The sequence below is a fragment of the Mycoplasma haliaeeti genome (assembly GCF_048284645.1).
Classification (GTDB): domain Bacteria; phylum Bacillota_I; class Bacilli_A; order Mycoplasmatales; family Metamycoplasmataceae; genus Mycoplasmopsis.
This window is the reverse complement of the sequence record NZ_JBLWAB010000003.1, coordinates 61,236-81,873: the sequence shown is the minus strand read 5'-3', so window position 1 is coordinate 81,873 and position 20,638 is coordinate 61,236. Positions and strand designations below refer to the sequence as shown.

The following is a 20,638-nucleotide window of genomic DNA, read 5'->3' as shown; positions in this document are numbered from 1 at the left end:
AAATTAATCAATTTAGTTAAGTATTTTATTTTACAACTAAATAGTAGCCTAAAGCTATTAAAAAACCATATCATAAGTTTATTATGATATGGAAAGTAATTTCTTAGAATTTATTTCTGCTGGTACTTTCTTATCGAAAATAGTCAACCCACGATCATCTATTTTGACATTAACAGCTATATTAGAAGAATTCTTGTCATCTAGTGAATTAATTGGTAAATTTAATTCTAGGCTAGTCTCTTTAGTTTTAATTTCTATAAGTTTCAGCAATATTTGATCGAACAGCATATAACTATATTCATCTTGTGACAATAAGCAATACTTAATATGCATATCATCAATATCCTTAGGTTTAGGATTAAAAGGTTTTAATGCATTTATATTCATTCATAATGTATATGCTACTGCGTTACGTATTAATTTCCCATAGTTATTTTTAAAACTTTCAAAGTTTAATGGCAAACTATTGTCAAAGCTTATTCTTATGCTTGTTTCATTTTTATTCTTATTTGTATTTTCAATTTTATAGTTTTGAATTAGATTTTTCGGGATTTTTAAATTAATATTTACAAAATAGTTCTCATCATTCTTTGCAATTGTTGCTTTTTGTAATGAAATTGGACTATAGTCTTGATTTAAATTAATTTTTTCAATAATATCTTTTCAACTCGAAATAGTAATTTTGGGGGTAATTTTTGACATTAAATATCTATCATTATCATCTCAGTCATACATACCTGGGTCAATAATTTTTATTTTTTCTTTAATATTTTGTATTATTTCATCACTGATTTTATCTATTTCTTTAAAGTCGGTTTCAGTTAAATCAAGAGGGGAAATTATGGTACTTATATACTTATTTTTATTTAGAAAAATATCTCATAAATTATTATTCTTTAATGATAAAAAACTAGAATTAGCTTTAACAACACTTGGATCAATTATATAAGCGCTTGGCACTACTAGTTTTTTTAAGATATCTTTTACATTATTTATTCAGTAAATATTATTAGTTTTTTGACCTTGGTTATTTCTCTCAACAATATCTAAAATATACTTTATGTAATTATTCAAAATATATGCATTAACTAAATTACTATTCTTATTAAAAATAACATTTTGATTTATATCTGTTTTTAATGCTACTACAGTATCTTTATGGACGAAATCAAGGGTTAAGGAGTCTACAAGATTTTCATTACTTATTAAAGTATCATATAAGTTTCCAACCAGCATTTTATATCATTGCTTATCACTATATTTTTCATTATATTTTAGTATTGCTTCAGCATTTGCTCAATCAATGAAGGCTGAAGCATTAATTGAATTTTTTTTATTGAATTTGGAATCAATTTTTATGAATAATGAATTAATGTGATTAATGGTTGTAACATTTGATTTTTTAAGTGCATTATAATTAGCAGCTAATTGTGTATTTTTATACAACTTTTGTCCATTTAATTCTGGCTGGTCTTGATGAGTACATGAAGAAGAAACCATTGGCAATGTAGCAAAAGTGCCAATTGTTGTAAGGCATAAAATAGTTTTGATTTTTTCCATATCTACTCCTGTAAACCTAAAATGTTTAATTTAACTCAAATAAATATTTATTTAGTTTGAACATTAGGCCTATAAATGATCTATTTACTTATATTATATTCTTTAAACTTCTAGCCTACCAGGTGTGTGGAAACTTTCCACATTTCTGCAGCCTTAGCATATAGTGCTAAAAGTCCCTATTTTTGCATTCATTTAATATTTTTTATTTTTGCAGTGATATAATTTAAATATTAAGCAAAAATGAATATAAAAGTTGTATTTTAAAGAGATTTCTTATCCCATTTTGTGCTTAATTTACTAAAAATTAAGGAGGTAATATGGGACATAAAAAAGAATATACAAGACAAAAAATTAAGAGTTCTTTACTTGCTTTTGCATTCTTATATCGGATCAAAAAACCATGACAAAAAATCTTGGTAATGACCATAATTGGAACTGTTATGGGTCTATTTGGGGTTTTACTCCTTCAAAATACTGGACTATATGCTCTTGGGCTGGAAGCTTTTGGACAAGGGATTGGTAGTTTCTTTCTATACTACATTCAATCTAAAAATCCAGACTCTAATTTAGGTTACATCGTCTTTAACCTTTGTTTCTGATTAATTTACTTTATTTTAAACATTCCTCTGTTAGTCTTATCATGAAAGAAGATTTCACATAGTTTTACCATTTATACAGGTTACTACTTATTTATTTTTACATTAGCTGGGGTAATTTTTGGTTTCATTCCTGGAATTAACGAAGTTTATTTATTCACAAACTTAAAAGCTAATTCACCAGCAATTTTTGTTCAAAATGAAGTCCAAGTTGTGCTTTGAAACTATGATAAAGACGCAATTAAACACATGGCTATTTTCTTATATTCACTTTGCTGAGGTATGCTGCAAGGAATAGCTGCTGTAGCTTGCATAATTATTGGATCTTCTACAGGTGGTTTTGATATTTATGGAATGTATATTGCTAAAACTAAACTAAAAGATATTGGTACTGTCTTTCTCTTTTTAAACTTTATTTCATTAACTCTTGCCAACATTATGGGATCTTATATTCCAGCTTCAATGTCACTGGCACAAAAGCCACTAGAAGGAAATAGCCCATGAGCGCTTGATATTTTCTTTAATTTAAACTATGTATCAGGCTTCTTCATGTTATTAATTAATGCCTTTATTGTTAACTTTACTTATCCAAAAAATAAATTAGTTCAAACTCAAATTTTCTGTGATCACCCATTCCAATTAATTGAACAAATTAACAAACTTTCAAATCGTACATATACTTTTTCAATTGTAGAAGTAATTGGTGGATATTCTCGTGCTAAGAAATATATGATCACAACTAATACTCAATATTTAGATGCAGCTGATTTATTCCTAGTAACTAAGAAAATTAATAAAGATTTATTTATTTCAATTCTTGATCTGAAAAAAGGTGATGGTTACATGTTTATCGAAAAATAGTATTGTTCCAACAGGGACAATATTTTCTTTTTAACTAGCTTTTTGGGCCCAAAATTTAAAATTTTATATAAAAAGTGTTTAGTTTAAAATAAATATGCTATATAATATTAAGCATATGGGGCAGTACTCAAGAGGCTGAAGAGGTGGTCCTGCTAAGACTATAGGGGAGGCAACTCCCGCGGAGGTTCAAATCCTCTCTGTCCCGCCAGTAAATACTAGGAAACTAGTTTTTTTTATGCATTTTTGCTCCTAAAATGAAAATGTGGAACAAAAACTATTTTTCCACAATTCACGAGAATTATTTTCTAAAAAATATTTTTTTGTTCTATAATATAGGTATAAACAACAAACACATACCTTAGAGAGGAATAAAAACATGACAAAAAAAGAATTCATTAACGAAGTATCAGAACGTTCAGAATTTACACCTAAAGATGTAGAAAAAGTATTTGATGCTATGGTTTTTGTTCTAAAAGAACAATTAATTATGGAAGAAAAAGTAAGATTATCACACCTAGGTATCTTCTCTACTTCAATTAAACCAGCTAGAACAATGTCAAATAAATTTAAGAAATCAGCAGATGAACCAGACTACATCGAAGTACCACAAAGACGTGTTGTAAAATATACACCTTCTAAATACTTACGTGACTTAGTAGACTTCAAAGCTTAATTAAGAATATTTAGATAACCAGGAAACTCAAGGATTAGTTTTCTTGAGTTTTTCTTTATCTCTTCATAAGGTATTGATTTATGCATTTGATATTGCTCTAATACATAAGGTATATTAACTAAGTAAAACTCGTTATATAGTGAAAAATACACAATCACAAAAGCTATTCCCTTATGGGTGTCAATTAGTTTTAAATAATCTAGTTGGTGGGTTTGAAAGTTGCTTAGATCTAAACGATTTTCATTAGTGCTTTTAGCTTCAAAACAAATAAATCTACCTTGATACATACCTATGTAATCAACTGTAGATTTCTTGAGACTAAAAGTACCACGAAATTTATTTCTATTGCTACGTGCAAGTGCTTTTAATTCCATAGGCGTAGCCTTTTTCTCAATATAAGCAATATTATTGTTTCAATAATAAGATAGTGTTTGATTAATAATTGTTTCTAAAAACATCCCGCGATTTTTATTGTTCATATACTAATAAATTAAAAATTAGCTAAAGTGAACTAAAAATGAACTTTTCCTTGCTTTTGTTCACTTTTAGCATAAGTAAATTGCAATTATAAAGCAAAAAATCTCATAAAATATGCTGCATTTATATTTAGGTTTTAAATTTAAATTTAATAAAATATAGTAAGAAGGTAAAAATGAATAAAATTTTAATAATTGGTAACTGAAAAATGAATTTAACATATACAGAAGCAGAAATGTATATCGCTAAAATTAAGGATCTTTATCAACAAAACGCTTCAGTCTTTAATAATAAAGTTAGTTTCGGAATTGCAGCTCCTTACACATGTTTGTCTGCGTTTAGAAACCTTAAAATAGATAATTTTGTCTTAGTTGCTCAAGACGTCTCAAGCCACCAAGAAGGTTCTTATACAGGTGATGTTAGTGCAGCTATGCTTAAGGATTTAAATGTCTCATATGCTATCATTGGGCACAATGAACGTAGAGCACACCACAAGGAAGATAATGCTCTTATTAATGAAAAAGCTAAGCAACTTATAGCTAATGGTATTACACCAATAATTTGTGTCGGAGAAAACTTACATGATTTTGAAAGTGGTCAAACTAAAAGTGTAATTAAGCAACAAGTCTTGGAATCAAGTGCTAATTTGCCACATGATAAATTTGTTATTGCTTATGAACCAGTTTGAGCTACTGGAACAGGTAAGTGTGCTTCATCATGTCAAGCTCAAGAAATTTCTGAATATATCCGTTCATTAGTGGATCAAAACTGTCACATTTTATATGGTGGAAGTGTAACTGAAACTAATGTAACTAAACTAATTAATAAAGATGATATTGATGGATTCTTAATTGGCAAGGCTTCATTAAATGTTAAACAATTTTTTGACATACTAATGGAAGTGGCACATAATGAAAAATAATAAAATAAAAGTCTTTATCGATTTTGAAGCAATTACCAATAACTTCTTAAAACGTTTACCTGGTAACTTAAATGTTCAATTTCTACCTTATTGTTATACGATTGGGATGTATCGTGAAAATGATTTAAATAAAGGTTTTATGACTAAAACCTCAATGATGTCATTTAAGAATTTTAACTATCGTACTTATTTAAATAAACTTAAATCTAATCTGCTAAATGATTTATCTATTTTAGCTAAAGAAGAAATTTCTGCTGCTAATTTAGCTGAAAAAGTTGAATTTTATGGTTGAAACCCCCAAATGGAAAATATCATTTTAAATAAGCTATTTGGAATTAATTGTTTTAACGCTTCAAAATACAATGGTAAGCGTTTATTGTCACTTAAAATTGTTGTGCCTCATTTACATAGGGATGACTATTTTATCGCTACTAGAGCCTTATTTGAGGCTAAACAACCTGAAGTAGATACCAGCATCTTTGATGATCCAGGCTTTGCTGCTAGCTTTTTAGGTTTCATTCGTTTTCAATTATTTAATAAAGCTAAAAAATCAACTAATAAGTTAAACTTAACCTTACAAGACTTGCAAATTATTGATACCGATATTGTTAATTATAATAAGGATGATGTATTAAAACTAGATTATTGTTACCGTAATCAAGATATCATATTGCAACGTTCAAATCATCTTGATACAATTGATTCTAACATCAATAAAACTACTTCAGCTCTATCTCACCAAAAGAAACTGCTAAAGAACTTTACTAAGTATGCTAAAAAATACGAAGCAACTCAAGCTGATGATTCCTTACTTGCACTTGAAAAATATGCAAATGATAAAATTCATGAATGTAACTTGCTATTAAAATTTATTAAAAATCTCCCTGAAAATGTAGCTTCTCTTGAGGATGCTATCATGTGAGCTGAATTAAAAATTGAAGCAACTAATGATAAAATTGAGCATTTCAAAAAAGAACGTAAAGAATTTTAAATTACTGGCTTGCCAGTATTTTTTTATAAAAAAATGTGCACAAGGCACATTGTAATTATTATAGGTATGTTTCACTAGGTTTTAGTAATTCAAGAGGGAATTCCACAACAATTTTCTTACCAAATGATTCAAGTTCTACAACAGCAATATCTTTATCAACATCAAGTAAAGCAATAGGCCCAATTTCACCTTTATATGGTCCATTAATTACTTCAACAAGGTCACCTAATTTAAGTCCAAGTAAGTTTTTACCTTCATTAAATAATTTTAAGTATTCAGCTTCAGCTTTAATCATTTTTCTAATTTCGCTAGCTGATACTGGAGTTGGTTTAGCTCCTTTTCCTGATGATCCAATAATCCCTGTAACATATTGAGTGTTACGGATAACGTATCAAGCTTCATCAGTCATATCCATGTTAGCAAAGATATAACCTGGATACATATTTACGTATTTAATCTTGTAAGGTTCTCCAATACGTTTCTTTTCCATTTCTTTAGGTGTTAATGTTGGTTTTGAGTACATTTTGAAAGCACCAAATTCTGTAGCTTCTTGGTTGAATGAATCAGCAACGTTTTCAGCCACAATTCTGTTTTTTAATGCTTCTAGAACTTGTTCTTCTTTTCCACGAATAGTAGAAATCATATATCATTTAAAATTTGTATTCATCTTGTCTCCTTATTTTGCTGCACCAATTGCAGATCATAATGATGTAAATCCGATTGTTACACCATACACAAATAAAGCAAATATTACTGTAAAGATTATTATCTTAGCTAAATTTTTTCAATTTTCTTTTGGTGAAGATCATCTAACACGTTTGATGTCTTTGACAACCTTACGCAAGAAATATCTTTTTTTGCGATTTTTTCATCTTTCTTTTAAAGATGGTTTCTTTTCTTCAACTACTACACTAGTATCAGTTACTTCTGATGTTTCAACTTGTGTTTCATTTTCTAAACTCATTATACTTCCTCTTTATGTAGTGAGTGTACTTTACAGCGTGGACAGAATTTTTTAATTGCAATTCTCTCTGGATTACCTGCACTTTTAACTGTGACATAATTCTTTTTACGACACAATTCGCAAGCTAGTGATACTTTATTATTTTTCATATGTTTATTTTATCATAAGTTGCAAAAATTGCTTGTTTTTAATATAAAACTTTATAAGTTTTATCCTATTTTGTCCAAACTAGTCGTTTTTGTTTAAAATGTAGAAATTTTTTCATTTTTCTGTGCCTAAAAAATAGGCCTAAACAATTGAAAAATTCACTTGAAATATTATTTTTTTGTACTAGAATTAATATGTAATGGTTAATGTAACATATAAAAAGAATGAACTGAAATATGGATTCAGTGACTTTATTAGTCTATTACACATTTTAACAATTTTAGGGCACAAGAATACTGCTATGAGTAGCTCTGAAATTGCTAAAAATGCTAACATTAATCCTGTTAAAGTCAGATTAATATTGCAAGCAATGGATGACAACAATTGGATTAAGAAAAGTCGAGGTCGTAAAGGAGGGTATGCCTTGAATGTAGGGCTAAATGACATCAAATGCAGCGACTTGCTTGATGTTTTAGACCTAAAGTTAATTAATAAAACTTGGGCTAGTGGTCTCAAGGATTCTGAATGCGTGATCTCACGAAATATAGAAGCAGTAGAACAGGATTTAATCAACTCATTAAATAATGTTATATACGAAAATTTAAAAAACAAAACACTAGAAGATATTAAGAATGATATCTTATCTAGGGAGGCATAATATGTTAGATATCGAATATGATGTAATTATTATTGGTTGAGGAAAAGCAGGAAAAACTCTTGCAACCAAATTATCAGCCAATAAGCAAAAAGTTGCTCTTATTGAAAAAGATATAGATATGGCTGGAGGAGCATGTATTAATGTAGCTTGCTTGCCTACAAAAGCTCTAATTCACAGTGCTAAAATTAGACAACAAGCTGAAACCCATAATCTTAATATGACTTGAAAAGAAAAAGAAACATATTATAGAACAGCACAAAGATATAAAAGAGCATTTATTAAGAAAATGCACAACGACAGCTATGATCAAATTATGAGCAGCGAAAATGTTGACTTATATGTCGGAGCAGCTAGCTTCCTTGATCCACACACAATTCTTATTGAAACACAAAATAAATTAATTAAAATACGCGGAAAGAAAGTTGTTATCAACACAGGTTCTAAACCTATTAGATTAGATTTAGACATCAAATCAAAAAACATTTTTTACTCAGATGCAATCTTAGAATTAAATGCATTACCAAAAAGATTACTTGTTGTTGGAGCTGGATTTATTGGTCTTGAATTTGCAAGTATGTATAGTAACTTCGGAAGTAAGGTAACTGTTTATAGCAAACTACACAACTTCTTACCTTCAGAAGATTACATGGATTCATACAGCGTTAAAGAAACGATGCAAACCCAAGGAATTAACTTTGAAAATGATGCTGAAATTATTGCTATTAAAGACTACAGCAGAGGTACAAAAGTTACAGCCATCATTGATGGACAAGAAGTTGAAGAAATGTATGATGCAGTTCTAGTATCAATTGGGCGTGAACCAAACTTAGATCGTTTAGGATTAAGCAAAGCTGGTGTTATTACTGAAAATGGTGCAATTAAAGTTGATGAAAACTTAAAAACTACAGCAGATAACATTTGAGCTGTTGGTGATTGCAAAGGTGGTCCTTTCTTCACATATGTATCACTAGATGACTCTAGAATTGTATTACCTCAATTATTAGACAAAACTAATGAACGTAACTCAAACAATCGTCCACCAATTCCATTCTGTTTATTCATTGATCCAGCCTATGCACGTGTTGGAATGAATTGTAAAGAAGCTGATGCTAAAGGCATCAAATATGAAGTTAAACAATTAAATACATCATCAATTCCAAAAGCTAAAACAATACATGAAACATTTGGATGAAATAAAATACTTGTAGATAGTGAAGGCTACATTATCGGAGCGACATTATTTAATTATCAAGCTGATGAAATGATTAACCTTATTTCATTAGCTATTGCTAAGAAAATTAAATACGATGAATTAGCTAACTTTATTTACACTCATCCAACCTTTACTGAAAGCTTAAATATGTTTGGATAAGAAAAAAGCACAAACGTGCTTTTTTTATATCTCTTATTCATTTACTGCTGGTTGCATAGCTTTTTTGCTTGCAATAGCTTGATAAAGTTTGTACCCTTCAACACAAATTGTAAGCACAAATGCAAGTAGGATTGGAATTAATCAATAAACAACTGAATATGAATAGCTAAATCTTAATAAATCAACATTTCCAAATAATTGGTTAATACCTGGAATAAAGGCTGATCCAAGCATACAAATCATACTAAAGCTACTTGCTAAGTAAACTAATTTGTATTTAGCTAGAGAGCATTTAAAGATGCTGTTTTTTGACATTAAGTTTAATGAGTTAATACTTGATCCAACTCCTAAAGTAATAAAGGCAGCAGAAGATGTTAACATAACAAAATCTTTTCCTTTTATACCATGGTTAGAAGCATATAATCCTACAATTAAGTAAGAAAGCAATGCAGCAAGAGAAAGAATTACACTGTGAATAATTAGACGTTTACCAAGGCCATCAGCAAAAATGCTTTGGTTTTTATTAATTGGCTTATGGTTCATTACATCCACATCACTAGGCACCATTCCAAGTGCAATAGCTGGTAATCCATGTGTTAATAAGTTAATTCATAATAGTTGGGCTGCAGTTAGAACAATAAATTCTTCACCACCAATTGCATCTTTAAAGATAAATCTAAAGGCAAATAGTCCAACTAACATAACAATAATTTCAGTTAATGAAGAAACTAGTAAGTTTAAGATAACTGTTTTAATACGTATAAATGTTTCTCTACCTGATTTAACTGCACGCACAATGGTGTTAAAGTTATCATCAGTTAAGATAACATCAGCAGCTTGTTTTGAAACATCAGTTCCAGTAATTCCCATAGCACAACCAACATCACTAGCTTTTAGGGCTGGAGCATCATTTACCCCATCTCCTGTCATAGCAACCACTTGGTTATGTGCTTGTCAAGCTTTAACAATTCTAAGTTTGTCAGATGGATTTACTCTAGCATAAACTGAAATATGTTGTACTTGTTGAGTTAATTCTTCATCGCTCATATTTGCTAGTGTAGTACCATCAATAGCTTTATCACCTTCTTCAAAAATACTTAAGCTACGTGCAATTGCTACAGCTGTAGTTAAGTGGTCTCCAGTAATCATAACTGTCTTGATACCAGCACGTTTAGCTTCTTCAATACTTGCTTTAACATTTGCTCTAGGTGGATCAATTAATCCAATTAAACCTGAGAAAATAAAGTCATGTTCATCTGCAAGAGTAATGCTTGAGGCATCTTCTGGTAACATTTTGTAAGCGACTGCAATAACTCTAATTGCATCATTAGATCATTCTTCGTTCATTTCACGAACATTAGGGTCTAATTTAGCACATTTACTAAAGATAACATCAGGTGCCCCTTTAGTAATTAAAATCTTTTGTCCATTAGGTGCCTTAATAAGCACTGACATCATTTTACGATCACTATCAAAAGGTAACGCTGCTAGCTTTTCAAATTTTGAATAGAATTCTTCTTTTGAATTTCCTTTTTCAAGTCCAAATCTTAAAATAGCTGTTTCAGTAGGATCTCCTACTTCTACATAATTACCATTTTCATCTAAAGTAACTTGTGCATCAGTACATGCTACAAAGCTACCTAAAGTTTGTGATTTAGTTAAATCTTGTACTCCTTGAGCATCATAGAATTTAACCACTGTCATTTTATTTTCTGTTAATGTACCTGTTTTATCTGAACAAATAATACTTGTTGATCCAAGGGTTTCAACTGCTGGGAAAGCCTTAATAATAGCATTTTCCTTAGTCATACGTGAAACACCAATTGCTAGTAGCACAGTAGTAAAGGTAATTAATCCTTCAGGAATAGCAGCTACAGCAAGTGAAATACCTATAATAAAGGCATTTGAATATAATTGAGGGTTAGATCAATCTTTACTAAAAGCTCCAGTTAAAATAATTTGAATTATAGTTGAAGCAAATAGTAAGATAATTCCTGAAATTCCAAAGATTTTAGATAACTTATCTAATTTAATTTGTAAAGGTGTTTTTGGAACTTCTTGTTCTTGAATACTTGAGTTGATTTTACCAACTTCAGTATCTTTCCCAATTTTTTGTACTAAGGCAATTGCTCTACCTGTAACACAATATGTACCCGAGAAAATAGTATTATATCTATCTCCTAGTGGTAATTGTTCAATATTAGCAATTTCACCTACTCTTTTTTCAACAGCTAAAGCTTCTCCAGTGATAGCTGATTCAACTACACTAAAGCTGAAAGCTTCAACAATTTTAGCATCTGCTGAAATCATATCTCCAGCTTCAATTACAATTAAATCTCCAACTGTAACTTGAGAAGATGGGATTGAAACCATTTTACCATCACGAATAACTTTAGCATATAGTTCATTACTTTTAGCTAAAGCCCGGACAGCTTGATCACTTTTTATCTCTTGATAGGTACCAAGCATAGAGTTTAGGGCAACTACTATCAAAATGATAAATGGTTCAATATATGCAATTGCAATTTCACCATTGGTTTTCAATTTACCAGACACGTGTTCATAAATTGTAACCCCGAAAGAAAAGGCAGCTGCAATTAATAACAAGATAATCATAAAGTCTTTAAATTGAGCTAAAAAGATCATGAAAACACTTTTACGCTCTTTGGCTTTAATTGTATTCTCTCCTAAAGAAGCAATTCTTGCTTGTGCTTCTTCTTGAGTTAAACCAGACTTCAGGTCTGTATTTAATAAATTCTCCATTTATTTATATCCTTTCTAAAAACATGATAATTATATTATTTTTTAAATAAAAAATAATGACGTCTAAGGCTAGATTTCCTTGTGATCTTTTAGTTTTTCAAATAGACCATTTTCTAATTCTGAAATGTTATAAATATGCTCCATAATATCAAAAGTTTCTTTTAAATTATTTCTAGCATTCTTTCAGCCCAATAATCCATCAGTGATTCAAACAAACTTAAAATTAGGAATATTTCTCGCTTCCAAAGCTAATGTTTTATAGCTTCTGGCTGTTTCGTTTAGTTTAGAACCTGAACTTGAATAGAAGTTACATTCAATGGCATAAATTGTGTCTTGAATCTTTAAAACGAAATCAAAACGTTTAGCAGTTTGGCCATCATTTGATAATGCATCAAGATTCAAATTAAATTCGCGTTCTACATCAGCTAAATAAAACTCTTTAAAGTAATTTTTATTTAGTATAAATCCAGCTTTTTTAATATAACCTTCAACCAGATCTTCCATTAGCTTGCCACCACGATTTTTGCGGGCGTTTGCATTAAGACCAGCTTCTACCCCTATGGCGTAGTCAATAACGTTGTTGATTAGATTGCTTTGTAATAATTGAAATAATCCTGTTTCCTTCATAAAATAAACTAAGTCATCTAAATATTGTTCCATTTCAGCTTGGCTCATTTTGTCTAATGAAGTAGCAAAATTAAAGTCATATATTTTTGAGCCCATTTGATCAGTACAATAGATTTCTGACTCTCTTTTAGCTATCAATAAAGGAATAACATCCACCACTGCTGGATATTCCTTACACAATTGTTTAAAATCTTGCTCAATATTTTGACTACCAACTAATGAATTTAACATATTAAGCTTGAGTCGCATTATATTAATGTTTTTATACACTGTTTGGAAATCAATATAGTAGTTATAGTTAGCAATGCTAGTTTTAAAGTTATTAAATCATGTATTAAAATCTTTCTTATTCATTCTTATCCTTTAGCTCCATAAAACGTTTTTTAGTTATCTCTAAATATTGGTCTTCCATATCAATACCAATATATCTTCTTTTCAGTTTATAAGCTGCAATACCAGTTGTTCCACTTCCATTAAATGGATCTAGTACTAAATCATTTTCACTACTAGAAGCAAGTATTATTCTTTCTAGTAGTTCTAAAGGTTTTTGTGTCGGATGCTTCCCAAACATTTTTTCAGCCTTGCTTGGCAGTTTAATATTTCATACATCCTTCATTTGTTTATTATCATTAATCTTTTTCATTAATTCATAATTGAAGAAATGCTTTTGTTTTTTACCATTAATAATCTTTCTTGCTCATAAAATTGTTTCAGTTGAGTGGGTAAAACATCTACAGCTTAAATTAGGTGCTGGATTAGGTTTCTGTCAAGTAATATTATTTATAATAGAAAAACCTTCTTGCTCAAGCGCAAGACCTATTGAATAAATATTATGCAATGTACCTGATATTCAAATAGTACCTTCATCTTTTAAAACTCTGTAACAGTTTCTAATTCATTTACGATTGAATTGATGCTTTTCTTTCAATTCAAGAGGAGTATCTCATTCAGCTTTGAAGACTTTTACTTGTTTTCCGGACTGGCACGAAATGCCATCTCCTGATAAAAAATAAGGAGGATCAGCAAAAATCATATCTACCGACTTAGGCTCAAGCTTTTTTAGTGCTTTATTGCAGTCAGATAAGTATAAAGTGAATTGACAATTATTGTCAAAGTATTTTTTCATATTAATAATTTGTAATGATAACTTCTTCTACAGCACCACGTCCAGATCCTTTAGAATTAATCATTCTTTTTGCATGAATAACTCTAATATTAAAGCCTTGATATAATTCTTGAATTAAAGGTGTATTATGATTTGAAAGCATAACATAAGCTCCCTTATTGCTTAGCATTTTAAAACATTCAGCTAAATCTCTTTGTGCTTGTGCATCAAAACCATCTTTTCCATATGAAACAAAACCAGTTTTATCTGGATATACGTCATAAGGAGGGTCTAGATAGATAAAATCATTTTCTTTTGCATTCTTGATAGCGTCTTGATATGTAGTAGAAAGAATTTTAATTTTGCTTTGTTTAAAGTAATTAAAAATTGCATTAAAGTTTTCTAAATCAAAACAATTAACTTTTTCTTTTTTTCCAAATGGTACATTAAAGTAACCACTTGAATTTTCTCTATATAGCCCATTAAAACATGCCTTATTTAAATAAATTAATCTTGCCCCAATTTCAGAAATTGATTTCTTTCAAAAGTCTGCTTCGCGATCTTGCTCACGAACAGCATAATAATATTGCTCACTATTTTTATTTTCATGAAGTTTTAATCTTTTAATTAAGTCATGGTATGCTGTTTCATCTTCAAAGCATTTAAATGCATTCATAAGGTGCATATTTAAATCATTGATTACAGCTTTTTCTGGTAGTAATGCAAAAAATAAAGCTCCTCCACCTAGAAATGGCTCATAGTAAGTGTTGAATTTTTCAGGTATGTATTTTTTTAACTCAGATAAAATTTGTGTTTTTCCACCTGCCCATTTAACAAATGGTTTAGGTTCATTTAATTGGCTATTTACAAATAGACTAGATACATTGACATTTAATGCTTGTGCTATTTTAGCAACAGTTTCAATTGTTATATTTACTTTCCCTGATTCAATCTTAGATAATTGACCTCTGTCCAGTAAAGCAACTTCAGCAATATAATCTTGTGAAGCCTTCTTTTCTTTACGAATATTTTTTATATTATTTCCAACTATTTTTTTAATCATATTTCTCCTTATGCTTATTATATCAAATGTGTATTAAAATACACATTAAATCTACAATAGAATATTAAAAAAATAGTCCTTTAAACTGATATATAAAAGTACCATAAAGACAATAACCAATAAATATATATTACAATCATATGAAATTTAACTAACTTTATGAGATATAAATTCTATGTTACTTAAAATTAGCCAGAGACGATAACAAATCGTAGATTTGCAGCATCTAAAACTGCAAGTATTACTAGAAGCCGGTAACAGAGTTATAGAAAGACATTTATCTACCTATAGTTATAGTAAGCAAATATATCAAAAATTGGCACACTAGAAAAAAACTGATTCTCTAACAAGTGAATTTATTAATTCTTTTAGCAATGAAAGAATATAGGCAAATTTAGAATAAAAAAACAACAGCATAATATATACTGATGTATAAATACAATTTATTATAAGCTTCTAATGTCATATTTCAAAAAGTTGGAATAAAAAACTTATAAGCTTTTATGTAGCTTATAAGTAAATCATTATAATAATTCAATTCCTTTGGCGTGCATTTCTTCACGATATTCTTCAGGTCAGAATGAAGCTTGAACTTCACCAATATGAGCTTTTTCAAGTAAGTACATTGAAACACGACTTTGTCCAATTCCTCCACCAATAGTTAAAGGAAGTTTATGATCGATAACATGTTGGTGGTAAGGAGAAAGTTTTCTAACATCTTCCTTGCTTAATCCACTTTGTTCAACTAAAGATTGATCATTAACTCTAATTCCCATTGAAGAAAGTTCAATAGCTTGGTTAATAACATTTGAATAAACAATTAAATCTCCATTTAATTTTCAATCATCATAGTCAAATCCTCTAGCTGAATGGATTATTCCTGATTCCATTGGATATCCAATTCCATAAATAAAGACAGCACCATGTTCTTTTGCAATTGCATTTTCTCTTTCTTTAATATCAAGGTTTGGATATAAGTTTTCTAATTCTTGAGCTGAAATAAAGAAAACTTCTTCAGGCATTTCATCTTCAAGTTGATAGTATTTAAGTTTTAAAAGTTTTTTAGTTACTTTTAAAGAATCATAAATTAATTTAACTGTTTTCTTTAAGTATTCTAAATTACGATCTTGAGGTAAAATCACTAGCTCTCAGTCTCATTGGTCAACATAATATGAGTGTAATAAGTCAAGATCTTCTTCTTTTCTAATGGCATTCATATCAGTATATAAACCTTCATAAGGTAAGAAGTTATATTGTTTTAACGCATCTCTTTTTCATTTTGCAAGTGAGTGCACTACTTCCAATCTTTCTGCTTTGTCTTTAGGTAAGAACCATACAGGTTCTTCACCATTAAGTCCATCATTTAACCCTGAAGATTTTGATACAAATAGTGGAGCTGTTGCTCTAGTTAAGTTAAGGTGCACTTTTAATTGTTCTTGAAAGTATAATTTTAAGTCTTGAATAGCGCTTTGAGTTTGTCTAACATTTAATTTTGAATGGTACATTATTTTTATTTCTCCTAATATTTTAGTAATAAATAAATTATAAACTTTCATTGTTTATTCTGGGCAAAATTTTTTTATTTCTATCTGCTAGTAATAAAAAAGTATCACGAGTGATACTAATTATTTTAGTTTTCTAGCTCTCCTTGATATTGTTTAAGTTTTTGCAATGTTTGGCTTAAACTATCTCCTGGTAGTAATTCAATATTTCCAAGTGGTAAAGATTCTAAATATTGAACAATTTCTTGCTCTTTTTTACTTAAATCTGCTGCTGGTTTTTGATCAATTTTAGCTTTTAATTCTAGTGCACTAGATTTAATAGTTTCAGCCTCTTGCAATGTAGTATTGTAATTAGTTTCAAAATGTTTAAACATTTCAATATATTGATCTTCAAGAGTTCTTAATTGCGATAAGGTTTTAGTTCTAAAATCTTGACTTAAAAATTGTTTAATGCTATTAGCTTGTTGTAAAAGGCTATTTTGGCCTTGCGTAAATAAAGGACGAATAAACTTCTTGATATAGTTTTCAATATTTCGTTTGCTAATATTGCTTAACTTATCAAGTAATTGATTACGAGCATTTAAATTTGCTTGCGCTTCATGTAAAATTTGTTGCATTCTTTTAACATTTTCTTGAAGTAAACCAATATTTTCTTGCTCTAAAGATTGCTCTTTAAGTAAGGTAACTTCTTCTTTTACTCCTATAACATAGTTACTATCATATGGCTGGATTTGATTCAATATCTGTAAAATGTCAGCCGCAAGAGTTTTGATAGTACTTTTAGCTTGAGCAACCTGACTTTGGTACTTAGCTTGTGCTTGCAATATTTCATTCTTTTTTACATTAATTTGTTCAATGAAACTATTGGTTTCTTGTAATAGTTTATTTAAAGCTTCATTTGGAATTTTGAAATTATTTATGCTAGCTAAATAGTCAATTAATTGTTGATAAATATTATCACTAGCAGTTTTAAATATTTCTTGATTTAAAGAAGGCAATAAAACATTTCTTGCTTGTTCTAGTGTTGCATTGATTTGACTTACTATTAAGTTGTGTTGATTTATATAGCTAGTATATTCTTGTTTTAATTGTTTAAGTACTTGAATTTGTCCATCTAGTTTTTCTAGATTTTCTTGCTCTAAATTAACGCTTAAAAGTTGAATTTGATTCTTTAACTTAGTAGCATAGTTTATATCAAATTGATTAATTTGATCAATTAATTCTAATGCTGTGGCTTTTAGATTGTTAAAAGCACTAATTTTTAAAGCTTTTTGCTCTTCTGCACTAGAAGCAGTGCTTTGTACTTGTGTTTCTATTTGCTTAACAATCTTGATTAATTCTTCAACTTGCAAAATAGAAGAAAGAGAAGCTTTTTTATCTATTACTGCCACTTGAAGCTCTTGATTAAATTTATCAGCTTGAGCTTTATGCATTTGAGATAACGAATTAATTTGCGCTCTTAATGAATCAATTTCAATATCTAGCTTACTAAAAGCAGTTGCTATTTTCTTTTGAGTTGCTTCTTTAAGCTGTTGTAATGTATTAAATTGTTCTTGAATTTGGGCTAATTTTTCAGTAATAACTTGTATACTGCTATGAGCTAAATCAAGTTTATTAATGCTTGAGCCTAACTTATTTGCTTCCTGTATTGAAGAATTTAATTCACTAGCTAAAATTGCACTTGAATTAATCTCTTGAATCATCTTATCTAAAGAATCTTCTTTAGCTTGCAGCTGGGTTATTAAATTACGCTGAGTGCTTATTATTTGTTCAATTTCAGTTAGATATTTGTCAATATCTGAGACAAATAATGTTTTATCTTGTTTTAGTTGACTAACAATCTTTTTAAATTTAATGTATTGACTTGGATCAATGGATTGTAGAATTTGAACTTTGCTTTCGAGTTCTTTAATTTTTCTGTCTTCAGGGGTTGAAGGTGTTTCTTGTTTTTCACAAGCAGCTGCAATGGTGCTAAGAGCAACTATTGAAACGCTCCCTGTAAGAATGCTAAGAATTCTTTTCATTAATACTCCTTAAGGCAAAAGCCTATTTTTTATAGTTATAATTTTACTATATATTAAATTACTTATAAGCAATATATTGATGTTTAAGCAAAGAAAAAAGACTGTTTTAGACAGTCTTTTAACATATGGGGCGAATGACGGGATTCGAACCCGCGAATGACGGGACCACAACCCGCTGTGTTAGCCACTTCACCACATTCGCCAATTAGCACATATATTATAACTAAAAGAGGTGATTTTCCAAATGGTTTTTTTGCCTATTTTTAAGAGCTATTAGTTATTAATTTAATGTGCTATTTTATTTCTTCTCGCTTAAGCTCTTTATATTCTCCTGGAGCTAAGTTTAAATTATCTAATGATAAAGTGCCAAAACATTGGCGATGTAGCGTAACTACTTCATTTCCAAATTTTGCAAACATTCTTTTAACTTGATGATATTTACCCTCGCTAATAGTTAAATGTACAAAAGTTGGATTAATAATTTCTAATTTAGCTGGTTTTACTTTTTCACCCTGTCCTAATTCAAAACCTGAAGCAAAAACTTGCACTAGATCGCTTGGACATGGATCTTTTAAAGTTACATAATAAGTTTTATTGACATGTTTTTTAGGTGCAAGTAATTGATGAGTTAACTCTCCATCATTAGTAATTAGAAGTAAGCCTGTAGTATCTTTATCCAATCTTCCAACTGTATGTATATCCTTGATTTGATTTATATTGCTATCTAATAGGTCAAAAACTGTTTGATGCTTGTTATCATAATTAGCACAAATATATCCAGCAGGTTTATTTAAAGCATAATAATGATACTTAGGGCCAAGACTTAATTCTTGTCCTTGATAAGATACTATATCACTAAGATTAATATCCAGATTGTGAGTAACAATTTCACCATTTAGAGTGACTAATTTACTTCTAAGTACTTTTGCAGCTTGTGATCTGCTTAGCCCTAGACATTGGGTTAAAAATTTATCTAATCTGATTTTACTTTGCATTATTTAATTAGTAAGTTGTATAAATTACGTTTATACACTTCTACTCCTGGTTGTGAAAATGGGTCAATATCATATAGATAGGCGATAGCAATTGTAACAATTTGCATTAAAGCAATTAAGCTAGCAAGCGCAACTTCAGAATAGTCATTTAATTCCAGTTTAATATCAAAATCATTTTGAATGCTATGAATTTTATCCTTGTTATTTAAAGCCTTAATTTGATCTTTATTACCTAGAAAATTAAGCACATCATATTGTTGCATATTGATGTCTAAAACATCTTGATTGAGATCTTTGCTCCGTGAAATAAAGGTGGTAAAAATAAAATCATTATTTAGGGAGTTAAGACTTTCTAAAGCACTATAATCAAACAATTGTTCAAAAGCTACTAACCCTTTTTGGTTTTGGTTTAGTGAAGTATTAGTTAGTAAACTTAAGTATTTTCCCATTGCCATTAAGCTAGGATCGTTTACCAGTAAGTAATTAACATTGCGCTTTAAAGCTCGTGAAATGTAGTGAATATAGCTAGCTAGTACTAAAGCAACATTATGTTCAATATTTTGATTATTAACAATATCTTTAAAGGTTGCTATATAAGCATTAAAAGCTTCTTGCATATTAATTCCACTAGCTAGTAGTGGAAAAATACAGGTAGCTTCAAATAATCCACTATAGCGACATGGTAAAGGAGCTTGCATGTTAAATAAAGTGTACTTATTTAATCCAGCCATTTTGTTGAGCACATTTTCATGAATATCAGTACTTATATAAATTAAATCAATCAGCATAATTGGATCAAGCCCTTGAGTCTTTAAATTATCAGTTAACACTTTGCGATATTCACGAAAGGCAATAGCACTTTCTAGTGAAATTCCAGATTTAGAAATATAGTTAATAGCAAATATTTCATCCTTAAGTTGATATAAGGAAGCTACTAATTCTTCTGGATTAATATTACCTTGTGTAAAAATTAATTCAATATCTGGTTTTAGATTGCTATATTGATTATAAAAAACATCATATAAAGCTTTGGTCAAAATATAAGATTCTCCATCAGCTATAATAACCATCTTATTAATTCCATTGCTTTTTAAAAAGGATACAGCAGAAGAAAATTCCATTTTATGTTCATCTCAATACTTGCATGCATAAGTTAAAAAGTCAAATTCATATTCAGGATCTTGCCCTTTTAGTAAATCAAAAATCCCTTCCATTTTATTTAAATTATGGATAAATTTCTTATCTTTTTTAGCACTGGCTAAGTGCTTTATTTCAACATTTAAGGCTGATAAATTCATATATACTCCTATTAACTTAAATTTTATCAATATATTTTTA

General features: G+C 29.3%; 19 protein-coding genes and 2 tRNA genes. 7 read left to right on the top strand and 14 right to left on the bottom strand.

Going from position 1 to position 20,638, the window contains the following annotated elements; genetic code table 4:
- Positions 1-81 precede the first annotated feature (81 nt).
- Positions 82-1,560, bottom strand: coding sequence for a hypothetical protein (locus ACNQ2T_RS01445; protein WP_418035806.1), 1,479 nt, complete (start codon positions 1,558-1,560; stop codon positions 82-84).
- A gap of 317 nt (positions 1,561-1,877) precedes the next feature.
- Here ACNQ2T_RS01445 and ACNQ2T_RS01440 point away from each other — a divergent pair, with 317 nt between their 5' ends.
- From ACNQ2T_RS01440 to ACNQ2T_RS01430, 3 genes are all read left to right on the top strand, one after another.
- On the top strand, positions 1,878-3,017 hold the full coding sequence (locus ACNQ2T_RS01440) for a YitT family protein (RefSeq protein ID WP_416755159.1): 1,140 nt from the start codon (positions 1,878-1,880) through the stop codon (positions 3,015-3,017).
- A 117-nt stretch (positions 3,018-3,134) separates the two neighbouring features.
- A tRNA-Ser gene (locus ACNQ2T_RS01435) sits at positions 3,135-3,225 on the top strand.
- Between the two features lie 150 nt (positions 3,226-3,375).
- Positions 3,376-3,690 (top strand): HU family DNA-binding protein, encoded by a 315-nt coding sequence (locus ACNQ2T_RS01430; protein ID WP_416742042.1) that lies wholly within the window; start codon positions 3,376-3,378, stop codon positions 3,688-3,690.
- Here ACNQ2T_RS01430 and recU read toward each other — a convergent pair.
- Positions 3,687-4,169 (bottom strand): Holliday junction resolvase RecU, encoded by a 483-nt coding sequence (gene recU / locus ACNQ2T_RS01425; RefSeq protein WP_418035805.1) that lies wholly within the window; start codon positions 4,167-4,169, stop codon positions 3,687-3,689. The two genes, ACNQ2T_RS01430 and recU, sit on opposite strands and share 4 nt — an antisense overlap.
- Before the next feature lie 173 nt (positions 4,170-4,342).
- On the opposite strand from recU, the gene tpiA reads away from it, so the two are divergent.
- Both tpiA and ACNQ2T_RS01415 read left to right on the top strand, forming a co-directional pair.
- A complete protein-coding gene (gene tpiA / locus ACNQ2T_RS01420; RefSeq protein WP_416755157.1) occupies positions 4,343-5,089 on the top strand; it encodes a triose-phosphate isomerase in 747 nt (248 codons plus the stop codon).
- The gene (locus tag ACNQ2T_RS01415) at positions 5,079-6,080 is read left to right on the top strand and encodes a hypothetical protein (RefSeq protein WP_418006088.1); all 1,002 of its coding nucleotides are present in this window, start codon (positions 5,079-5,081) and stop codon (positions 6,078-6,080) included. The genes tpiA and ACNQ2T_RS01415 overlap by 11 nt, the downstream gene beginning before the upstream one ends.
- A gap of 58 nt (positions 6,081-6,138) precedes the next feature.
- Here ACNQ2T_RS01415 and nusG read toward each other — a convergent pair whose 3' ends face one another.
- Genes nusG through rpmG form a run of 3 tightly spaced genes read right to left on the bottom strand, consistent with a single transcriptional unit; the run spans position 6,139 to position 7,193 of the window.
- Positions 6,139-6,747 carry a transcription termination/antitermination protein NusG gene (nusG, locus tag ACNQ2T_RS01410; RefSeq protein WP_418006089.1) on the bottom strand — a complete coding sequence of 203 codons (609 nt, stop codon included), beginning with the start codon at positions 6,745-6,747 and terminating at the stop codon, positions 6,139-6,141.
- Between the two features lie 9 nt (positions 6,748-6,756).
- Positions 6,757-7,044: a preprotein translocase subunit SecE gene (secE, locus tag ACNQ2T_RS01405; RefSeq protein WP_416755153.1), complete on the bottom strand. Its 288-nt coding sequence runs from the start codon at positions 7,042-7,044 to the stop codon at positions 6,757-6,759.
- Positions 7,044-7,193, bottom strand: a complete 150-nt coding sequence (rpmG, locus tag ACNQ2T_RS01400; protein ID WP_416738397.1) for a 50S ribosomal protein L33 — start codon at positions 7,191-7,193, stop codon at positions 7,044-7,046. The genes secE and rpmG overlap by 1 nt, the downstream gene beginning before the upstream one ends.
- A 197-nt stretch (positions 7,194-7,390) precedes the next feature.
- On the opposite strand from rpmG, the gene ACNQ2T_RS01395 reads away from it, so the two are divergent.
- Positions 7,391-7,849, top strand: a complete 459-nt coding sequence (locus tag ACNQ2T_RS01395; RefSeq protein WP_416755152.1) for an Rrf2 family transcriptional regulator — start codon at positions 7,391-7,393, stop codon at positions 7,847-7,849.
- 1 nt (position 7,850) lies between these two features.
- Complete coding sequence (locus tag ACNQ2T_RS01390) at positions 7,851-9,221, top strand: dihydrolipoyl dehydrogenase family protein (RefSeq protein ID WP_418006090.1); 1,371 nt, start codon at positions 7,851-7,853, stop codon at positions 9,219-9,221.
- Positions 9,222-9,254: 33 nt separating this feature from the next.
- Here the strand turns inward: ACNQ2T_RS01390 and ACNQ2T_RS01385 are convergent, their stop codons facing one another.
- The 9 genes from ACNQ2T_RS01385 to ACNQ2T_RS01345 all read right to left on the bottom strand — a co-directional run bounded on the left by ACNQ2T_RS01385 (position 9,255) and on the right by ACNQ2T_RS01345 (position 20,598).
- Complete coding sequence (locus ACNQ2T_RS01385) at positions 9,255-11,984, bottom strand: cation-translocating P-type ATPase (protein ID WP_418019871.1); 2,730 nt, start codon at positions 11,982-11,984, stop codon at positions 9,255-9,257.
- A gap of 69 nt (positions 11,985-12,053) precedes the next feature.
- Positions 12,054-12,965: a type II restriction endonuclease gene (locus ACNQ2T_RS01380; protein ID WP_418018301.1), complete on the bottom strand. Its 912-nt coding sequence runs from the start codon at positions 12,963-12,965 to the stop codon at positions 12,054-12,056.
- Complete coding sequence (locus ACNQ2T_RS01375) at positions 12,958-13,737, bottom strand: DNA-methyltransferase (RefSeq protein WP_418019872.1); 780 nt, start codon at positions 13,735-13,737, stop codon at positions 12,958-12,960. Before ACNQ2T_RS01375 ends, ACNQ2T_RS01380 begins: the two co-directional genes overlap by 8 nt.
- 1 nt (position 13,738) lies before the next feature.
- Positions 13,739-14,779 carry a Dam family site-specific DNA-(adenine-N6)-methyltransferase gene (locus ACNQ2T_RS01370; protein ID WP_418035804.1) on the bottom strand — a complete coding sequence of 347 codons (1,041 nt, stop codon included), beginning with the start codon at positions 14,777-14,779 and terminating at the stop codon, positions 13,739-13,741.
- 524 nt (positions 14,780-15,303) lie between these two features.
- Positions 15,304-16,284, bottom strand: a complete 981-nt coding sequence (asnA, locus tag ACNQ2T_RS01365; RefSeq protein WP_418035803.1) for an aspartate--ammonia ligase — start codon at positions 16,282-16,284, stop codon at positions 15,304-15,306.
- A gap of 125 nt (positions 16,285-16,409) precedes the next feature.
- Positions 16,410-18,305 carry a coiled-coil domain-containing protein gene (locus ACNQ2T_RS01360; protein ID WP_418035802.1) on the bottom strand — a complete coding sequence of 632 codons (1,896 nt, stop codon included), beginning with the start codon at positions 18,303-18,305 and terminating at the stop codon, positions 16,410-16,412.
- Between the two features lie 126 nt (positions 18,306-18,431).
- Positions 18,432-18,507, bottom strand: a tRNA-His gene (locus tag ACNQ2T_RS01355).
- Between the two features lie 91 nt (positions 18,508-18,598).
- Complete coding sequence (locus ACNQ2T_RS01350) at positions 18,599-19,300, bottom strand: pseudouridine synthase (RefSeq protein ID WP_418035801.1); 702 nt, start codon at positions 19,298-19,300, stop codon at positions 18,599-18,601.
- Entirely contained in the window at positions 19,300-20,598 is a 1,299-nt protein-coding gene (locus ACNQ2T_RS01345) for a glucose-6-phosphate isomerase (RefSeq protein WP_418006099.1), read from the bottom strand. Before ACNQ2T_RS01345 ends, ACNQ2T_RS01350 begins: the two co-directional genes overlap by 1 nt.
- Positions 20,599-20,638: the final 40 nt, after the last annotated feature.